The 16,683-nt window shown below is 61.5% G+C and carries 15 protein-coding genes; 3 read left to right on the top strand and 12 right to left on the bottom strand.

Annotation, left to right across the window (positions count from 1 at the left end; all coding sequences use genetic code 11):
- Positions 1-12: 12 nt before the first annotated feature.
- The 5 genes from dapB to mepA form a co-directional block, all read right to left on the bottom strand.
- Positions 13-837, bottom strand: a complete 825-nt coding sequence (gene dapB, locus AC1Q5O_RS12125; RefSeq protein ID WP_492563298.1) for a 4-hydroxy-tetrahydrodipicolinate reductase — start codon at positions 835-837, stop codon at positions 13-15.
- The gene (locus tag AC1Q5O_RS12120) at positions 834-2,666 is read right to left on the bottom strand and encodes an ABC transporter ATP-binding protein (protein WP_492563297.1); all 1,833 of its coding nucleotides are present in this window, start codon (positions 2,664-2,666) and stop codon (positions 834-836) included. The genes dapB and AC1Q5O_RS12120 overlap by 4 nt, the downstream gene beginning before the upstream one ends.
- Positions 2,667-2,831: 165 nt before the next feature.
- Positions 2,832-3,860, bottom strand: coding sequence for a glucokinase (locus tag AC1Q5O_RS12115; RefSeq protein ID WP_105734066.1), 1,029 nt, complete (start codon positions 3,858-3,860; stop codon positions 2,832-2,834).
- 44 nt (positions 3,861-3,904) lie between these two features.
- Positions 3,905-4,297 carry a methylglyoxal synthase gene (locus tag AC1Q5O_RS12110; RefSeq protein WP_492563294.1) on the bottom strand — a complete coding sequence of 131 codons (393 nt, stop codon included), beginning with the start codon at positions 4,295-4,297 and terminating at the stop codon, positions 3,905-3,907.
- A 154-nt stretch (positions 4,298-4,451) separates the two neighbouring features.
- Entirely contained in the window at positions 4,452-5,441 is a 990-nt protein-coding gene (gene mepA, locus AC1Q5O_RS12105) for a penicillin-insensitive murein endopeptidase (protein ID WP_403180977.1), read from the bottom strand.
- 157 nt (positions 5,442-5,598) lie between these two features.
- Between mepA and AC1Q5O_RS12100 the strand changes: the two genes are divergently transcribed.
- Complete coding sequence (locus AC1Q5O_RS12100; RefSeq protein ID WP_492563292.1) at positions 5,599-6,639, top strand: zinc-dependent alcohol dehydrogenase family protein; 1,041 nt, start codon at positions 5,599-5,601, stop codon at positions 6,637-6,639.
- A gap of 7 nt (positions 6,640-6,646) precedes the next feature.
- On the opposite strand, the gene AC1Q5O_RS12095 is transcribed toward AC1Q5O_RS12100, so the two are convergent.
- The 3 genes from AC1Q5O_RS12095 to AC1Q5O_RS12085 are packed head-to-tail and all read right to left on the bottom strand — an operon-like array spanning position 6,647 to position 9,386.
- Positions 6,647-7,516, bottom strand: a complete 870-nt coding sequence (locus AC1Q5O_RS12095) for an SDR family oxidoreductase (RefSeq protein ID WP_464663151.1) — start codon at positions 7,514-7,516, stop codon at positions 6,647-6,649.
- On the bottom strand, positions 7,516-8,694 hold the full coding sequence (gene queG, locus AC1Q5O_RS12090; RefSeq protein WP_492563290.1) for a tRNA epoxyqueuosine(34) reductase QueG: 1,179 nt from the start codon (positions 8,692-8,694) through the stop codon (positions 7,516-7,518). Before queG ends, AC1Q5O_RS12095 begins: the two co-directional genes overlap by 1 nt.
- On the bottom strand, positions 8,694-9,386 hold the full coding sequence (locus tag AC1Q5O_RS12085) for a glutathione S-transferase family protein (protein ID WP_223614022.1): 693 nt from the start codon (positions 9,384-9,386) through the stop codon (positions 8,694-8,696). Before AC1Q5O_RS12085 ends, queG begins: the two co-directional genes overlap by 1 nt.
- A 161-nt stretch (positions 9,387-9,547) precedes the next feature.
- On the opposite strand from AC1Q5O_RS12085, the gene AC1Q5O_RS12080 reads away from it, so the two are divergent.
- Positions 9,548-10,354 carry an undecaprenyl-diphosphate phosphatase gene (locus tag AC1Q5O_RS12080; RefSeq protein ID WP_492563288.1) on the top strand — a complete coding sequence of 269 codons (807 nt, stop codon included), beginning with the start codon at positions 9,548-9,550 and terminating at the stop codon, positions 10,352-10,354.
- Positions 10,355-10,411: 57 nt separating this feature from the next.
- Here the strand turns inward: AC1Q5O_RS12080 and AC1Q5O_RS12075 are convergent, their stop codons facing one another.
- The 4 genes from AC1Q5O_RS12075 to AC1Q5O_RS12060 all read right to left on the bottom strand — a co-directional run bounded on the left by AC1Q5O_RS12075 (position 10,412) and on the right by AC1Q5O_RS12060 (position 14,932).
- Positions 10,412-11,380: a complex I NDUFA9 subunit family protein gene (locus tag AC1Q5O_RS12075; RefSeq protein WP_492563286.1), complete on the bottom strand. Its 969-nt coding sequence runs from the start codon at positions 11,378-11,380 to the stop codon at positions 10,412-10,414.
- Between the two features lie 135 nt (positions 11,381-11,515).
- On the bottom strand, positions 11,516-12,784 hold the full coding sequence (locus AC1Q5O_RS12070) for a D-tagatose-bisphosphate aldolase, class II, non-catalytic subunit (RefSeq protein WP_492563284.1): 1,269 nt from the start codon (positions 12,782-12,784) through the stop codon (positions 11,516-11,518).
- 1 nt (position 12,785) lies between these two features.
- Positions 12,786-13,772 (bottom strand): tagatose kinase, encoded by a 987-nt coding sequence (locus tag AC1Q5O_RS12065; protein ID WP_492563282.1) that lies wholly within the window; start codon positions 13,770-13,772, stop codon positions 12,786-12,788.
- Positions 13,773-13,885: 113 nt separating this feature from the next.
- Complete coding sequence (locus AC1Q5O_RS12060; protein ID WP_472462087.1) at positions 13,886-14,932, bottom strand: LacI family DNA-binding transcriptional regulator; 1,047 nt, start codon at positions 14,930-14,932, stop codon at positions 13,886-13,888.
- 433 nt (positions 14,933-15,365) lie between these two features.
- Between AC1Q5O_RS12060 and AC1Q5O_RS12055 the strand changes: the two genes are divergently transcribed.
- Positions 15,366-16,649, top strand: coding sequence for an ABC transporter substrate-binding protein (locus AC1Q5O_RS12055; protein ID WP_492563928.1), 1,284 nt, complete (start codon positions 15,366-15,368; stop codon positions 16,647-16,649).
- Positions 16,650-16,683 lie beyond the last annotated feature (34 nt).

Genomic DNA, 16,683 nt, shown 5'->3' with positions numbered 1-16,683 from the left:
GAACGGGAAAAGTCAGGTGTTGAGGCCAAGCACGTCGAGCATGGAATAGAGGCCCGGCTTGCGGCCCTTGCCCCAAAGCGCCGCCTTGACGGCGCCGCGGGCAAAAATCGTGCGGTCTTCCGCGTAGTGGGACAGGGTGATGCGCTCGCCCGGTCCGGCCAGGATGACCGAATGATCGCCGACGACGGAACCGCCGCGCAGCGAGGCAAAGCCGATCGTGCCGTCTTCGCGCGGTCCGGTATGCCCGTCCCGCACGCGCACGCTGTGATCGGCCAGCGAAACATTGCGGCCTGCGACGGCTGCCTCGCCCAAAAGCAATGCCGTGCCGGACGGGGCATCGACCTTGTGCTTGTGGTGCATTTCCAGAATCTCGATGTCGAAATCATCCGCGCCCAGCGCCCTGGCGGCCTGCTTGACCAGCACGCCGAGGAGATTGACGCCGAGGCTCATATTGCCCGATTTGATCACGGCCGCATGCCGCGCCGCCGCACGGATCTTGGCATCGTCCTCCGGCGAACAGCCGGTTGTGCCGATCACGTGGACGATGCGCGCCTGGGCGGCGAGTTCGGCAAAGGCGACCGTCGCGGCCGGAGCGGTGAAATCAAGCACGCCTTCAACGCCGACGAAGACCGACAGCGCGTCGTCGGTGACGGGGATGCCGAGATGGCCGACCCCGGCGAGTTCGCCCGCATCGAGGCCGATATGCGGTGAACCAGGGCGCTCGATCGCACCGGCAAGCACGGCCCCGTCGATGGCCTGGATTGCGCGGATCAGCGTCTGGCCCATGCGGCCGCCGGCGCCGACAACTGCAAGCTTCATTTCCGATGTCCCGCTCATTCGGCTGTTCCTGTCACTGGTGCTGGCTGCATGTCACTGTCGTCGATGATGGTCGACTCTTCCTTGCCCTGCAACTGATAGAAGCGTGCATAGATGCCGTTCGGCACCCCGAGCAGGGTTTCGTGCACGCCTTCCTCGACGATGCGTCCCGCTTCCATGACGACGATATGGTCGGCATTGACGATGGTCGACAGGCGATGGGCGATGACGATGGTCGTGCGGCCCTGCATCACGTGTTCCAGCGCCTGCTGCACGCGCTTCTCCGATTCATTGTCGAGGGCCGAGGTGGCCTCGTCGAGCAGGAGAATGGACGCGTTGCGGACAAGGGCGCGGGCAATGGAAAGACGCTGGCGCTGGCCGCCGGAAAGGGTCGCGCCGTTCTCGCCGACCTCGGTGCCGTAGCTCTGCGGCTGCAGGCGGATGAACTCGTCGGCATTGGCCAGTTTTGCCGCCTCGATCACCTCTTCGTCGGTGGCATCGGGACGCCCATAGCGGATGTTGTCGGCAATGGTGCCCTCGAACAGGTAGGGCTGCTGCGAGACATAGGCGATCGACTGGCGCAGGGATTTCTTGCTGACATAGGCAATGTCCTGCCCGTCGATGAGAATGCGGCCGCTGTCGATATCGTAGAAGCGCTGGATGAGGCCGATCAGGGTCGATTTGCCCGCCCCGGACGCGCCGATGATGGCCGTGGTCTTGCCGGCTTCGGCGGTAAAGCTGATGCCATGCAGCACGGGCACGTCGTTGCCGTAGCTGAAGCGCACATTGTCGAACTGGACTTCGCCTGTCGGGACGGTAATGGGCACAGCACCGATACTGTCCGCCTGACGCGGCTCCACATCGAGAATCTCGAAGAACATGCGCGCATTGACCAGGGATCGCTCCAAGCCTACCTGAACCCGCGCCAGGCGCCGGACCGGATCGTAGGCCAATAGCACGGCGGTCATGAAACCGAACATGGCACCGGGCGGCTCCATGTTGATGACGGCGCGGTAGCCGGTGTAGATGATCATCGATCCGATGGCGATGCCGGCAATCAGCTCGGTAATCGGCGTCGTGCGCTCGGAAACGCGCGCAATCTTGTTCGCCCGCTCTTCGGCGCGGGTGATCAGGTGGCTGATCTTGTTGCGCAACTGGTCTTCCATCGTGAATGCCTTCACGATGGCGATGCCCTGTGTCGCCTCCTGCATGGCGCCGAGGAGATGCGAATTCACCTGCACTGATTCACGATGGATGCTGCGCAGCCGCCTGGCCAGATAGCGCACGGTCAAAATCACCGGCGGTCCGATCAGCAGCGCAAACAGCGACAGGAGCGGATCGAGGATGACCATGGTGCTCACCAGGGCAATCAGCGTTGGAATGTCCTTGCCGACCGTCGTCACGGTGATGTCCATGAGCTCGCGAACCCCGGCGACGTTCTGGTTGATCCGCGCGGCAAGCTGGGCCGATCGCGTATCGTGATAGAAATCGAGGCCGAGCTTCATCAGGTGATCGAAAATGCGATGCTGGTAGCGCGCGATGATATTGTTGCCGATCTTCGCCATGACGACCGACTGGGTGTAGGTCGCAACACCACGGATGACGAAGGCAGCCAGAATGCCGAAGCTGATCGGGAGGATCAGATCCTCGCGCCGCTCGTAGTAGATCTTGTTGATCACGTCCTTGAAGATATAGGCCACGAACGCCGTGGTGAGTGCAACGGCCAGCATCGCGGCAAGGGCGATGGCATAGGATGATCTGTGGTCCCGAAGATTTTCGCTCAAAACACGCCCGATGACACGGCGCGCTTCGTTCGGATCGATTTTCTTCTTCTTGGTCTGATCATTCATGACGGACGGCAACTCGTTCGTATCAAGCGTTCAGGCAACGGTTTCGAGTGGTCGCGCCCTTCTTCAAGCTGACCCTATAACCTTATTGATCCGCCTTGCCTATCGGTTTTGGCCATCGTCGTGAACGGACAGGGCGGGTGTTGCCCTTCTGTCTCCGCGAAAAGTCTAATCCTTGCGCCAGCGGCGGCCCTCGGTTGCCACGCCGAAGCGGGTCGGCGTGCGCGAGAAGGCGGACAGCCCGCTGAGTGCCGCAAGCGGATGCGTGATGATATAGACCGGCGTCTCGGTCAGGATCTGGCGATGCGGTGCCTTGTCTTCGAAGGCTTCACGGAAAGACGGGTGTTTCAGCGGCTCCACGATTTTCTGGACGATGCCGCCAGCGAGATAGACACCGCCGCGCGCCATGAAGGTCAGCGCAAAGTCACCGGCAAGACGGCCGAGATAGGTGACGAACAGCGACAGGGTTTCCTTTGCCTCGGCGGATTCGCCGGAAAGGCCGGCCGCGGTGATGTCGGCAGGGCTCTGCAGCGTGGCCGGCGTTCCGGCAACCTTGCAGATCGCGCGGTAAATGTTCTGCAGGCCGCGGCCGCACAACAGCTGTTCGCCGGAAATGCGCCCCTCGATGTGTTCGATGTGCGGGAAGAGCTCGAGATCGCGCGCCGTGCGCGGGCCGATGTCCACATGGCCGCCTTCACCCGGTACGGGAACCCAGCTGTTGCGCGAGCGCACCATGCCGGCAACGCCAAGGCCGGTGCCGGGTCCGAGGACCGCACGGCTGCCATGCGGGTCTCCGGCGCCGCCGCCGAGTTTTTCCAGATGCTTGGGTTCCAGCGAGACGACGGCCAGCGCCTGCGCCTCGAAATCGTTGAGCACGGTGATGTCGGAAAGGCCTAGCGTTTCCATCATCTGGCGCGGCTTGACCACCCAGGCACAGTTGGTCAGGTCGATCTCGTCGCCCTCCACCGGCCCGGCAATGGCCAGGACCGCGGAGCGCGGCTGGATCGATGTATGGTCGAGGATGGCGTTCTGGATGGCCTCGTCGATGGTCTCGAAATCAGCCGTCTGGATGATGGGGAACTCTTTCGGTTCCGCATAGGCATCGACAAGAATGGCGAAACGCGCATTGGTGCCACCGATATCTCCAACCAGGATTGGAAATTTCATGATGCAATCGGTGTCTGCAGAAGTAACCATAAATTCCGTCCCCAATCTCAATCGTGCTGCGTCATGCTTAACCGTCAATCGGCGCGCAGCAAACCCTTCTTTTGTACAAGAACCTCGGCGGTTGCCCGGTTCAAGGCCATAGGAATGTCATAGACGATGCCGAGCCGCATCAGCGCCTTCACGTCCACGTCGTGCGGCATGGGCGACAGCGGGTCGACAAAGAAAATCAGACCATCGATCAGGCCTTCGGCAATGAGTGCACCGATCTGCTGGTCGCCGCCGAGCGGGCCGCTTTTGACCCGCGTGATCTGCAGCGACGGGCAGGACTCCATGATCAGTCTGCCGGTGGTTCCGGTGGCGACGATGGTGCAGGGCGCGAGCAGGCTCTCATAGGCGCGCGCGAAAGCCACCATGTCATCCTTTTTCTGGTCATGGGCGATCAGCGCGAGGCGAAAAGGCTGCTGCATCAAGAACTGCTCTGGTCCTGGTCTTAAATCGATTGAAACCCTATACTCAATTCGCGCCCGCCTGAAAAGACCGCAGACAAAAAAGACCTGAACCGGTGCTGCCTTGCCACTATCGCCGCCAGGCCCGCATGCCGGCCGGAGGCGGTCCGGACGCCTATTTCGTCTTGATCCGCTGCTTGGGCAAGGGCACGGCCGATGGCTGGTCCGGCACGACCGCCGGGACATCGCTGCCCGCCGCGGCCTTTGCCCCAAGCCCATAGGTGACCTGATCGACCGATTGCGGACCCGGCGCATCCAGGATCTGCGCGCAGGCCTTCGGCAGGTCCGACAGCATCATGATCTTGGGCTTGACCGGCTTCTCCGGTTCGGGTGCCTTGCGCCATGGCTCGTCGGTGAACCACCAGGCCAGCGATTTGTCACAACCGTCGGATGTGCCGATCGGCTCCTGCGGCTTGCAGTTGGGCGAGCCGGGCTGACATTTGATGCGGACATGGAAGTGATAGAAGTGTCCCCAATAGGGGCGGATCTTGGCCATCCAACTGCGATCGCCCTGCACGGTCTCGCAGAGTTTTTTCTTGATGCCCGGATGAACGAAGATGCGTTCCACCTCGTCATAGCTCGCGGCCCGTTTCAAAAGCGCCGCATGGGCGGGCGTCCATCTGTCCGGGTCGACATAGAGCGTGTCGCCCTTCAGCATGGACCTCGCTTCCACCTTTTCGCGCTGGTCGTTGGTGAAGCGGTAATTGGGCATGGGTGTGAGCCAGATATCCGCATCGAGACCGACCTGATGCGAGGCGTGGCCTGTCAGCATGGGGCCGCCGCGCGGCTGCGAGATGTCGCCGACCAGCAGACCCGGCCAGCCGTCCTTGGCGGCGGCGTCATGCGACAGCCGCTCCAGCAGGGCGATCATGCGGGGATGCCCCCAATTGCGGTTGCGCGACAGGCGCATGACCTGCCAGGTCGGGCCGTTGACCGGCAGCGCCACACCGCCGGCAAGGCAGCCCTTGGCGTAAAATCCCGTCGATTGCGCGGTGCCGAGTGTCGGCAGCCTGACCGCGCCGAAGAGCTGTTTGGCCGGACCATCCTCGGCAAAAACGGTCGTCGCTGCGGAAAAAGACAGGAGCGCCGTTAGTGCAAGACGCATCAGGGTTCTTGATTTCATGACCACTGTCCACCAAACGAGAGGCAATTCCCGCAAATTTGCAGCGGGAATCCGGGCTTTATGATGGCCAGATTCGCGCGAAAGTCGCAATATGGCAACGAGGTGCGTGCCTCGACCTGATTCGAATGGAAGCCATGTCATGAAAGCAGTCGTCTTCGAGCAATTCGGCCAAGCCCCGTCAATCCATACGGTGGCCGATCCGGTCCCGGCCTCGACGGGCGTTGTCATCAAGGTCGAAGCAACGGGACTGTGCCGCAGTGACTGGCACGGCTGGATGGGTCACGACCCCGATATCCAGTTGCCGCACGTGCCCGGCCACGAACTTGCCGGAACGGTTCAGGCTCTCGGCAGCCATGTCACCCAGTGGAAGATCGGCGACCGGGTCACCGTACCGTTTGTCGGCGGATGCGGCCATTGTTTCGAGTGCAACTCCGGCAATCATCAGGTGTGCGAACATCAGTTCCAGCCCGGCTTCACCGCCTGGGGTTCCTTTGCCGAATATGTCGCGGTGGATTTTGCCGATACGAATCTGGTCAGCCTGCCCGATACGCTGGATTTCGCCACGGCGGCAAGCCTCGGCTGCCGGTTCGTGACCTCATTCCGGGCGGTGGTCGATCAGGCCAGGGTGAAGCCCGGCGAATGGGTGGCTGTCCACGGTTGCGGCGGTGTCGGCCTGTCGGCGATCATGATCGCGACGGCCATGGGCGCCAATGTGATCGCGGTCGACCTGACTGCGGAAAAGCTTGCCTTCGCCCGGGAACTGGGCGCCGTCGCCACGGTGAACGGGTCGCAGCAGCGGGATATCGTCGGGGCCGTCAAGGAGATCACCAGGGGCGGGGCCCACGTCTCCATCGATGCGCTTGGCCATCCCTCGACCTGTTTCAATTCCATCGCCAATCTGCGCCGCCGCGGCCGCCACGTGCAAGTCGGCCTGATGCTGGGCGATCACGCCCGCGCGCCGATCCCGATGGACAAGGTCATCGCCTATGAGCTGGAAATCCTTGGCAGCCATGGCATGCAGGCCTTTCGCTACAAGGCGCTGATGGACATGCTGGAGCAGGGAAAGCTGGCCCCGCAAAAGCTGATCGGCAAGCGGATCGCCCTCGATGAAGCGCCGGCGGCCCTGATGGCGATGGACCGGTTCGAGGGAACCGGCATCAGCGTGGTCACGAAGTTTTAGAGCGTGGCTAGCGCCAGCTTCCGTCGCGCCACATCATCGAAAAAGCCGTTCCATAGTCGGGATAGCGGAAGGCGAAACCCAGTTTCTTGATGCGTGCATTGGAGACGCGCTTGTTCTCGCCGTAGAAGGAGCGCGCCATGGGCGTCAGTTCCGCGGTCTCGAAATGGGTTTCGGCCGGCGGTTCGATGCCCATCAGCTCGGCGGCATAGGCGACCACATCCTGTGGCGGTGCGGGTTCGTCGTCGGTGATGTTGAACACGCCGCCCTCGTTGCGTTCGGCGAGAAAGCGCAAGGCCCTGGCGATATCGTCCACATGAATGCGGTTGAACACCTGTCCCGTCTTGTTGAGGCGGCGCGCCGTGCCATTGGCAAGATTGACGAACGCATTGCGTCCCGGCCCGTAAATGCCGCCGAGCCGCAGGATCGCCAGCGGCACCTTGTGTTCATCGGCCAGTTTCTGCCAGTCATTTTCGGCATCGACCCGTTCGACAGAGCGCGCCGATACCGGATGGCACGGCGTGGTTTCATCGACCCAGGCACCGCCATAATCACCATAAACGCCGACGGTGGAGAGATAGCCGATCCATTGGAGTTTCGGCATGCCGGAGCGGATCGTCTCGCCGAATTGCGCATGAACGGGATCGCCGGTCTGCCCCGGCGACGTCGAAATGACGATGTGGGTCACCTGTTCCAGGGCGCCGACGATTTCCTGCGATGCATGGGTGCCCTGAAACAGGAATGGTGTGATACCATCCTGTTTCAGCGCCGCGAATTTGTCGTTGTCGCGTGTCGTCCCGCCGATGAAATCCGTTGTGCCGGCCATGATCCGGGCAAAAGCCCGGGCGGAATAACCGGCCCCGAAGAGAAAAATCCGCATCATTGTTTCTTTCCTGCATTGCGCCATTCGGTCAGTACGCTGGCATCGCCTTCCTGCGCAGCATAGCGTATTTGCAGCGTAGCAAAATGCGCCGTATCGACAAGCTCCCCGAGCGCCCAGACGGCGGCACCACGCACGATGGGCGCGGGATCGTCGAGATGCCGCTCGACCAACGCAACCAGACCGGGTTGTCCGGAATTGCCGCTGGCAATGAGCACGTTGCGCAGGAAGCGGTCCCGGCCGATGCGCTTGACCGGCGAGCCGGAGAAGAGCGTGCGGAACGCGGCATCGTCAAGCGTGAGGAAGGTTGCCAGGTCCGGGGCTTTCAGATCGTCGCGCGCCTGCAGCCTGGCTTCCCGCGCCATCCCGGCAAATTTGTTCCACGGGCAGACCGCGAGGCAATCGTCGCAGCCATAGATGCGGTTGCCCATGGCCTTGCGGAATTCCGGCGCAATGGGCTCCTTGTGTTCGATGGTCAGATACGAAATGCAGCGCCGGGCGTCGAGCTGATACGGCGCCGGAAAGGCATTGGTCGGGCAGACGTCGAGGCAGGCATGACAAGTGCCGCAATGATCGGTTTCGCGTCCGTCCGGCTCGAGTTCCGCCGTGGTGAAGATCGTGCCCAGGAACAGCCAGGAACCATGGCTGCGGCTGACGAGATTGGTATGTTTGCCCTGCCAGCCCAGACCGGCCGCCTCGGCAAGCGGCTTTTCCATCACCGGTGCCGTGTCGACGAACACCTTGACGTTTTCGCCGGCAGCCCGCGACGCAAACCGGCTGGCGACGCCCTTCAGCTTGCCCTTGATGATATCGTGATAGTCACGGTTCTGCGCATAGACGGAGATGGCCGCCTTGTTCTTCCGGGCGAGGATGTCCAGGGGATTGCTGTCCGGGCCGTAGTTCATCGCCAGCACGATGATCGAGCGCACATCGGGCCACAGCGTCCGGGGGTCGGCGCGGCGCTCGGCGGTTTCCGCCATCCAGGCCATGCTGGCGTGGCGGCCTTTTTCCAGATAGTGGCGCAAGCGCTCTTCGGCGAGCGGAATGGCATCCGGCCGTGTAATCGCGACAAGCTCGAAGCCTGCGGCCCGCGCCTCCTCAATGATGAATTGCTTCAGCCGCTGCGGCTGCGCCTTTGGCCCTGAACGTGTCGCGGCTTTTGCATCCGCGGGCAGCATCAGAAATCCAGATCGCCGTAATGCGATGATGGCGGCAGGCCGCGCACGCGGTCGGACAGCAACGGGCGGAAGGACGGGCGCGATTTCATGCGCGTGTACCAGTCGCGGGCGGCCTTGTATTCCGACCACTTGATCTCGCCGAGATAGTCGAGAATGGAAATCGACGCGGCCGCGGCCATGTCGGCATAGCTCGGGGTCGGGCCGGCCAGCCAGTTGCGCGTCGCGGTCAGCCAGTCGATATATTTCATGTGCTGGGTGATATTCGCGCGGGCAGCCCGGATGGCGGTGGAATCCGGTGCGCCGCCGCCCTGTTCGGCGGTCATGTGCAGCTTGAAAATGCGCTCGCGCGCCATATGCCGCGTCACTTCGTTTTCGAACTTGATCAGAAACCAGTCGACGAGACGGCGCACTTCGGCGCGGTTGAGCGAATCCTCGGGAAACAGGCGGCGGCTGCGCTTCAGGGCGCCGCGCGTCTCATCGATATATTCGGAAATCACCGTGGCGCCGGCAACGGGAACATCGCCTTCCGCCAGCAGCACAGGCAGCGTCCCGGCAGGGTTGAGCGCCAGAAACTCCTTGCGTCTCGACCAGCTGTTTTCCTCGATCAGCTCAACTTCAATATCGTATTCGTTGAGGATAAGCCGGGCATAGCGCGAACCGGTGGACATCGGATGATGGAAAAGCGTCAACATGGCAGGTGTTTCATAAATCTTTCGAACTGGCATTTTATCGGGGGGCAGCGTATTGCTCGGCCGCCCTTGAGTCTATGCGAACCTATAGGCGCAACTGCGGCGTGAGACAAGCAAACAGCATGTGATCATCCTGACCGGGATCACCATCGGAAGTCATAATCATGGAATCGCAGACAATTGTCGAAGCCCTTTTTCTCGGATTGCTGGAAGGGTTAACAGAGTTTATACCGGTCTCCTCCACAGGGCATCTGCTGCTGGCCGGACGCTTCCTCGGCTTTGAATCAAACGGCAAGACATTCGAGGTTCTGATCCAGCTTGGCGCGATCCTGGCCATTCTCACCGTCTATTTCGGCCGCCTGCTGAAAATTGCCCGGGACCTCCCTAGCGATGCGGGCACCCGGCGTTTCGTCGCCGGCATTCTCGTCGCGTTCCTGCCGGCCGTCGTCATCGGCGTGCTGGCGCATGGGTTCATCAAGGCGGTGCTGTTTGAATCGCCGATGCTGATCTGCATCATGCTGATTGTCGGCGGAATCATTCTGCTCTGGGTGGACCGGCTGGACCTGAAGCCGCGCTACACCAATGTGATGGACTATCCGTTGTCGCTGTGCCTGAAGATCGGTTTCATCCAGTGCCTCGCCATGATCCCCGGAACCTCGCGGTCCGGCTCGACCATCGTCGGTGCGCTCCTGCTCGGCGCGGACAAGCGCTCGGCGGCCGAGTTCTCCTTCTTCCTGGCGATGCCGACCATGGCGGGCGCCTTTGCCTACGACCTCTTCAAGAACCGCGATGTGCTGACGCTCAACGATGCATCGCTGATCGCCATCGGCTTTGTCGCAGCCTTCATATCGGGCGTCTTCGTCGTGCGGTATCTTCTGGACTATGTCTCGCGGCACGGTTTTGCATTGTTTGCCTACTGGCGGGTGATCGTCGGTACGGTCGGCCTGATCGCGCTTATCCTGGCGAAGTAGGAAGACAAAAAACCCCGGTCGAAGCCGGGGTTTTTCTTTAAGTCTGTACCGCTGGAATCAGGCGGGTTTCTGGCTCGAATACTGCCCCTGCGCACGGAAGCGCCAGAGATAGGACGGCAGGATCGTCTCGATTGTCTGCGGCTGGATGCCGAGGCCTTCCAGCGTGCGATTTTCCTTCTTTGCCGCTTCGGACACAACGGAGTCCTTCTGCAGCAGCACCACCTGATCCTTGGTCAGAAGCGGTTTCGGCAGAAGGCCGAGAACAGAGCCCTGAATCTTGGCAACCCACCATGGAATGGAGACCAGGATGCGCTTGCGTCCGATGATACGCAGCGTTTCCTGCAGGCATTGGCGGAACGTCAGCACTTCGGCACCGCCGAGTTCATAGACCTGTCCGGCATTGAGCGAGCCATCGACGGAGCGGGCAAACACCTCTGCGAGATCGCCGACATAAACCGGCTGGAACCGGGTCTTGCCGCCACCGATCAGCGGCAGGAAGGGCGAGATGCGGGCCATGCCGGCAAAGCGGTTGAAGAAATCATCTTCCGGTCCGAACACGATGGACGGGCGGATGATCACCGCATCGGGCAATGTCTCGCGCACGGCCGCTTCGGCGCGGCCCTTGGTGCTGGCATAAAGCGAGGACGAGTGCGCATCGGCACCGAGCGCGGACATGTGGGTCAGCGGAACGCCGGCAGCGCGCGCAGCCTCGGCCACGGCGCGGGCGCCGAATTCATGCACGGTGCTGAAGCGCTGGGCACCGCTTTCATAGGCAATCCCGACGAGATTGATGACGTGATCGGACCCGGCAACGGCACGGTCGATCGACCAGCGGTAACGCAGATTGGCCTGAACGGCCTGAATCTGGCCGACACCGCCGAGGGGTTGCAGATGGAAAGCAAGGTCGGGCCGGCGCACGGCGACGCGAACACGATAGCCGCGCTTGGTCAGGGCCCGCACGACGTGACGACCGACAAAACCCGAACCCCCGAAAATCGTGACAAGTTTTGGCTTCGTGATTGTCATCTGGCACTCCTATGGAAATCGTCCAATATTCCCCTGCTGTTTAAAGCCTTTTGCCGCGAAGGCAAAGAGTGGATCGACAGCAGGTCTCGCGGCGCGTTGCCGCGCTTGGCCGGACGGGATTGTGCCGGGCGCCCGTTACCAGCCGCAGGCAGCGGAATAATCCGCAAGCACCCGGTCGACGGCGGCAATCAGGATGGCTTCCGGATTGCTGCGGTCCGCGGGATGAACGGCAAGATCGGGCAAAAACTGCCGCAGCAACGTTTCGGGAATGTCACGCCCGGCCAGAGCAGCCATGAGCGCGTTGACGGCCTGCATGGCTTCCGGCTCGGTCCAGTAATAGCGGATGCGGTCGCTGTAGCTGTAGTGGCGCTGAACATGCAGGGCATCGTCCGCTCCGTGGTAATGCGACGCCCAATGCCCCGGCTTTTCCAGCATGAGGCGTTCCATGGCGCGGGCAAGCGGGCGTTCGCCGTAAGCCTTGTCCAGTTCCGACGCGATCAGGTCGAGCCCGTAGAGCGCTTCGCGCAGGGCAAAGGTCAGGCCGGGGCCGACTTTGAGAATCGGAAACCCGTCGCGCACGAGCGCGGAAAGCGACTGCACGGTCTGGTAGTCGGTGGAATGGGCTTCGAACACGAATTGCGGTTCGTGCGCCAAGAGTTTCGTCAGCGCCACGGCCTGATCCGGCCGGTATTCGACGACATTCTCATTGCCGAACTCGACGCCGGGCTGCACGACAATACCGATGACGCGGTCGAAGGCAGCCTGAAGTCCTTCGCTGGCAAAGCGTGCGCGGTGCACGGCAATGGTGTGGCGTGCCGCATCCGGGCTGGTGGGCGTGACCTCGGTGAGTTCATGGTCCGCGCCGCCCGGAACCGGTACTTCCGTGCCGATGATGTAATTGGGCAGAGCAAAGCCGCTTGCCGCTGCCGCATGCTCGGCGACCTTGGCGAGCCGTGCGGCGCGCTGGGCCGTAACCTCGTCATCGAGCGCCGGCGGCTCCCCGGCGCAGCCCATGCTGGCGTCCAGATGGATTTTGGTGAAGCCGGCCTGGATATAGTCGATGACCATGGCTTCGGCTTTGGCCATGGCCTCTTCCGCCGGCAGCTTGCGCCATGGATTGGGGCCGAGATGATCGCCGCCGAAAATGAGATTGTTGCGGTCAAAGCCTTCTTCGCGGGCAATCGCTTCGACGAAGACGACGAAATCGACCGGCGTCATGCCGGTATAGCCGCCATATTGGTTGACCTGGTTGCACGTTGCCTCGATGAGGACGATCTGTCCGTGCTTTTTGCCGCGCCGCAGGGCCGCCCTGATGACAAGCGGATGGGCGGAGCAGACGGATGTGATACCGGCATTGTCACCATTGCGGTGCGCCGTGGCCAACTGGGCGAGGGACTTGAACATCTTACTTCCTTGGTGTCGCAGCGATGAACTGGTCGAGTTCCGGGAAGGCCGATGTGCCTTCCATGGGGCCGCGGCGGGTCACGTTACGGGCGCCGGCGGCATTGGCATAATCGAGCGCCTGCGCCGCCGCATGGCCGAGACGGCGGCAGGTGAGATAGGTGGCGCCGAAGCAGTCGCCGGCGCCGGTCGGGTCGATTTCATCAACGAGGAATGCCGGGCGGCTGACACTGCCCGCCTTGGTGTACAGCGCCGAGCCATGCTGGCCGCGCTTCACCACGATTTCCGCAATGCCGGAGGCGAGGAGCTCTTTGATCGCTTCGTCTTCGGTGGCCGCCGGGCAGGCCACGAAAAGCTCGTCGCCCGATGGCAGGAGCAGGTCGCTCGCCGCCACGAGAGCCTTGAACTGGCGTCCGGTCTCGTCACCGGCGGCCAATTCCTTGCGCATGTTGGGGTCGAGCGAGAGCGTGCCGCCGCGCTGCTTGATCTCCCGGAGGGCATAGTCGATGATCGGCCAAACCGCTGGGATCGACAGCGCTGATCCCATGACATGCAAATGACCGGCGCGTGCGATCAGGACCCTGGCGCTGTCGTTCAGGTCGATGTTGCCTGCGGCGCTGCGGGCGATGTTGTAGACGAAATCGCGCGTGCCATCATCGGCATAGCGGACAAATGCACTGCCCGTGGGATAATCGGGGCTGACGGCGATGGCCGAGACATCGGCACCGTCCCGGCGCAGCCGTTCGACATTCAGGCGCCCGAAATCGTCATTGCCGACCGTGGCAATGATACCGGCCTGTCCGCCGAGTTTGGCGACCTGGTCGATAAAGATAGCCGGCGCACCACTTGGAAAAGGTCCGATCAGCGACTGGGCGTCGAGGAATCCCTTGCCGATCGTGGTGGCCATGATCTCGACGAGGATTTCGCCAACGGTAATGGTCGGGCCAAGGCTCTCCGGGGCCAGGGAGGAAGGGGTCACGTCAACCGTCATGTCGCTGTCTGCCTGTTGTCTCGCGCTTGAATCGTCAACGCGCTCGGCACAAACAGATAAGCTCTATTATTTCCGTGTCAACAAATAAATCTTTACGCGCGACAAGTTTTGCATCAGGCTGACATGCGCAGCATGATCTCGGCGTTCAGCAATATCCGTTCATTGGCAGGCAACTCGAATTTCGAGTCCTGGTGTTCGCCGAGCTTGTGGAACAGTAGGGCCGCCGCCAGTCTGCCGATCTCGTTGTAGTTCTGGGCGACCGTCGTCAGGGGTGGGCACATGTAGCGCGACAGGGGCTGATCGTCATGGCCGGCGACGCGCAGATCGCAGTCCTCGCCGCGCCCGACCTTCACGCCGGCCTGGAAGGCGGCGGCAATCACGCCGAAAGCCACACGGTCATTGGCGCAGAGCACGGTTCTGGTGGGAAAGCCGCCATCGCGCAGGATCTGGGTCGTGGCATCGAACGCAGATTTCTCGAAATCCCAGTCGGCGGCCTGTTCTACTTCGATGACGCGGGGCTCAAGCTTCAGGCTGTCCATCGCTTCGCAATAGGCCTCGCGCCGTTCAAATGCGTTGCTGTTGACCGGCGGCATGCCGAAATAGCAGGGCGCATCGCCGGAGCGGGTGAGATAATCGACAATAAGCTGGAAGCTCTGCCGGTTGTTGGTGCCGACGAAGGGCGAAACCGTATCCAGGGGTGAGTCCACATAGATCATGGGGATGGACTCGCCCAGTTTCAGCAGTTTTTCCTGGTGCGACTGTACGCCGAGCGGCGCGATGATCGACCCTGCGACATTCATCGACTTGAAGGTTTCGATGGCGCGCTCTTCCAGTTCCGGCTTGCCGTCGGAACTGAGAACGAAGGCGAGATAACCCGCCTGTTCGGCGATGCCTTCGATCCGACGGGTCAGGGCCGTGTAGAACGGATCTGTTGAATTCGGGATGATGATGCCGAGAATATTGGTGCGGCGGCGATTGAGATTGACCGCGAAAATATTCGGGCGGAAGCCGGACTGCTTGACCGCAGCCTCGATGATGTCGCGAGTCTTCTTGCGCACGGAGCTGGGGTCGTTGAAGTATTTCGACACGGTGGGCCGCGACAGGCCGACAAACGCGGAAAAGTCTTCCATTGTTCTGATCGTCTTTTTCACCGCGTGCATTCCCTTTTCACGACCGATTCGCCTGTTTTAGGAGACATCGCCGTGCTTGTGAAGAAAATGTCGTGAGACAATTTCATCGGTCTTTCCGTTTGCATGCCTGGCACCCGCAACCCGCGAGGCCAATCAAAAATTTACAGAGCCGATCACATGCGTCAAGTTTTTGATTGAACCACAACAATTCTGGATCATGTCAAACTTTCGCTCCTGTAACGTTCGGCACCCGGCAATGTTCCCTGCCGGCGATAGTGGAAGCACGCCGGCCATGGCGAAGGTCACTGCTTCGGCAGAAATCCGCCCTGCAGATTCTTGTATACAGACCTGCGAATATTTTGGTATGACTTATTTTAAGTTTACGTGCGTAAAGTTCGTAGACTTAACCTTGGAGGAGGAGAGAATGAGCGTTACCTTGAGGAGGGCAACGCACCTGCTGCTCATGACCGCCGCCACCGGCGCTCTTGCCAGCACTGCGTCTGCAGAAGAATTGACCATCGCGACCGTCAACAATGCCGATATGATCGTGATGCAGAAATTGTCGCCCGAATGGGAGAAGGCGACCGGCAACAAGCTCAACTGGGTGGTCCTGGAAGAAAACGTGCTGCGTCAGCGTGTGACCACCGATATTGCCACCAAAAGCGGCCAGTTCGATATCCTGACCATCGGCGGCTACGAGGAGCCGATCTGGGGCAAGTCCGGATGGCTGGCATCGGTGGATGACCTCGGCGACGATTATGATTACGCCGATCTGCTCGATCCGATCAAAAAGGGCCTCACCGTCGACGGCAAGCTCTATGCGGTCCCGTTTTATACGGAAAGCTCGTTCACGCTCTATCGCAAGGATCTCTTCGATGCGGCGGGCCTGACCATGCCGGATCAGCCCACCTATGACCAGATCAAGCAGTTTGCCGCCAAGCTGACCGACAAGTCGAAAGAGCAGTACGGCATCTGCCTGCGCGGGAAGGCCGGGTGGGGCGAGAACATGGCGTTCCTCGGAACCATGATCAACACCTATGGCGGGCGCTGGTTCGACATGGACTGGAAACCGCAGATCAACTCGGCGCCGTGGAAAGAGGCCATCGCGACCTATGTCGATCTGATGAAGAAGTATGGCCCGCCCGGTGCGACCTCGAACGGTTTCAATGAAAACCAGGCGCTGTTTGCCACGGGCCACTGCGCCATGTGGATTGATGCGACATCGGCGGCCGGCCGTGTTTTCGATCCCAAGCAAAGCAAGGTGGCGGACAAGGTGGCGTTCACGCGGGCACCCGTTCAGGTGACAGCCAACGGCGCCGGCTGGTCCTGGGCCTGGACCCTGGCCATTCCCGCCACGTCGAAGAAAGTCGACGCGGCGAAATCCTTCCTGAAATGGGCGACGTCGAAGGAGTACGTCAAGCGGGTTGCCGCCAGTGAAGGCTGGGTTGCGGTTCCGCCGGGAACACGCAAATCCACCTATGACAATCCGGACTATCAGAAGGCCGCGCCGTTTGCCGCAACGGTTCTGAAATCCATCATGGCGGCCGACCCGACAAAGCCGACGAAAGATCCTGTGCCCTATACCGGCGTGCAGTTCGTGGCCATTCCCGAATTCCAGGCGTTCGGTACGACGGTCGGCCAGCTGATATCGTCGGCACTCGCGGGCACGCAAACCGTCGACCAGGCGCTGGATTCCGGGCAGCGGCAGGTGGAGCAGATCATGACCCGCGCCGGTTATATCAAATAGCCTCTTGCCGTGGCCCGCATGGAATGTGCGGGCC

The organism is Phyllobacterium sp. MT110, from assembly GCF_058792715.1.
Note: the sequence above shows the minus strand (reverse complement) of the source record. Positions and strands in the feature narration are given on the sequence as shown.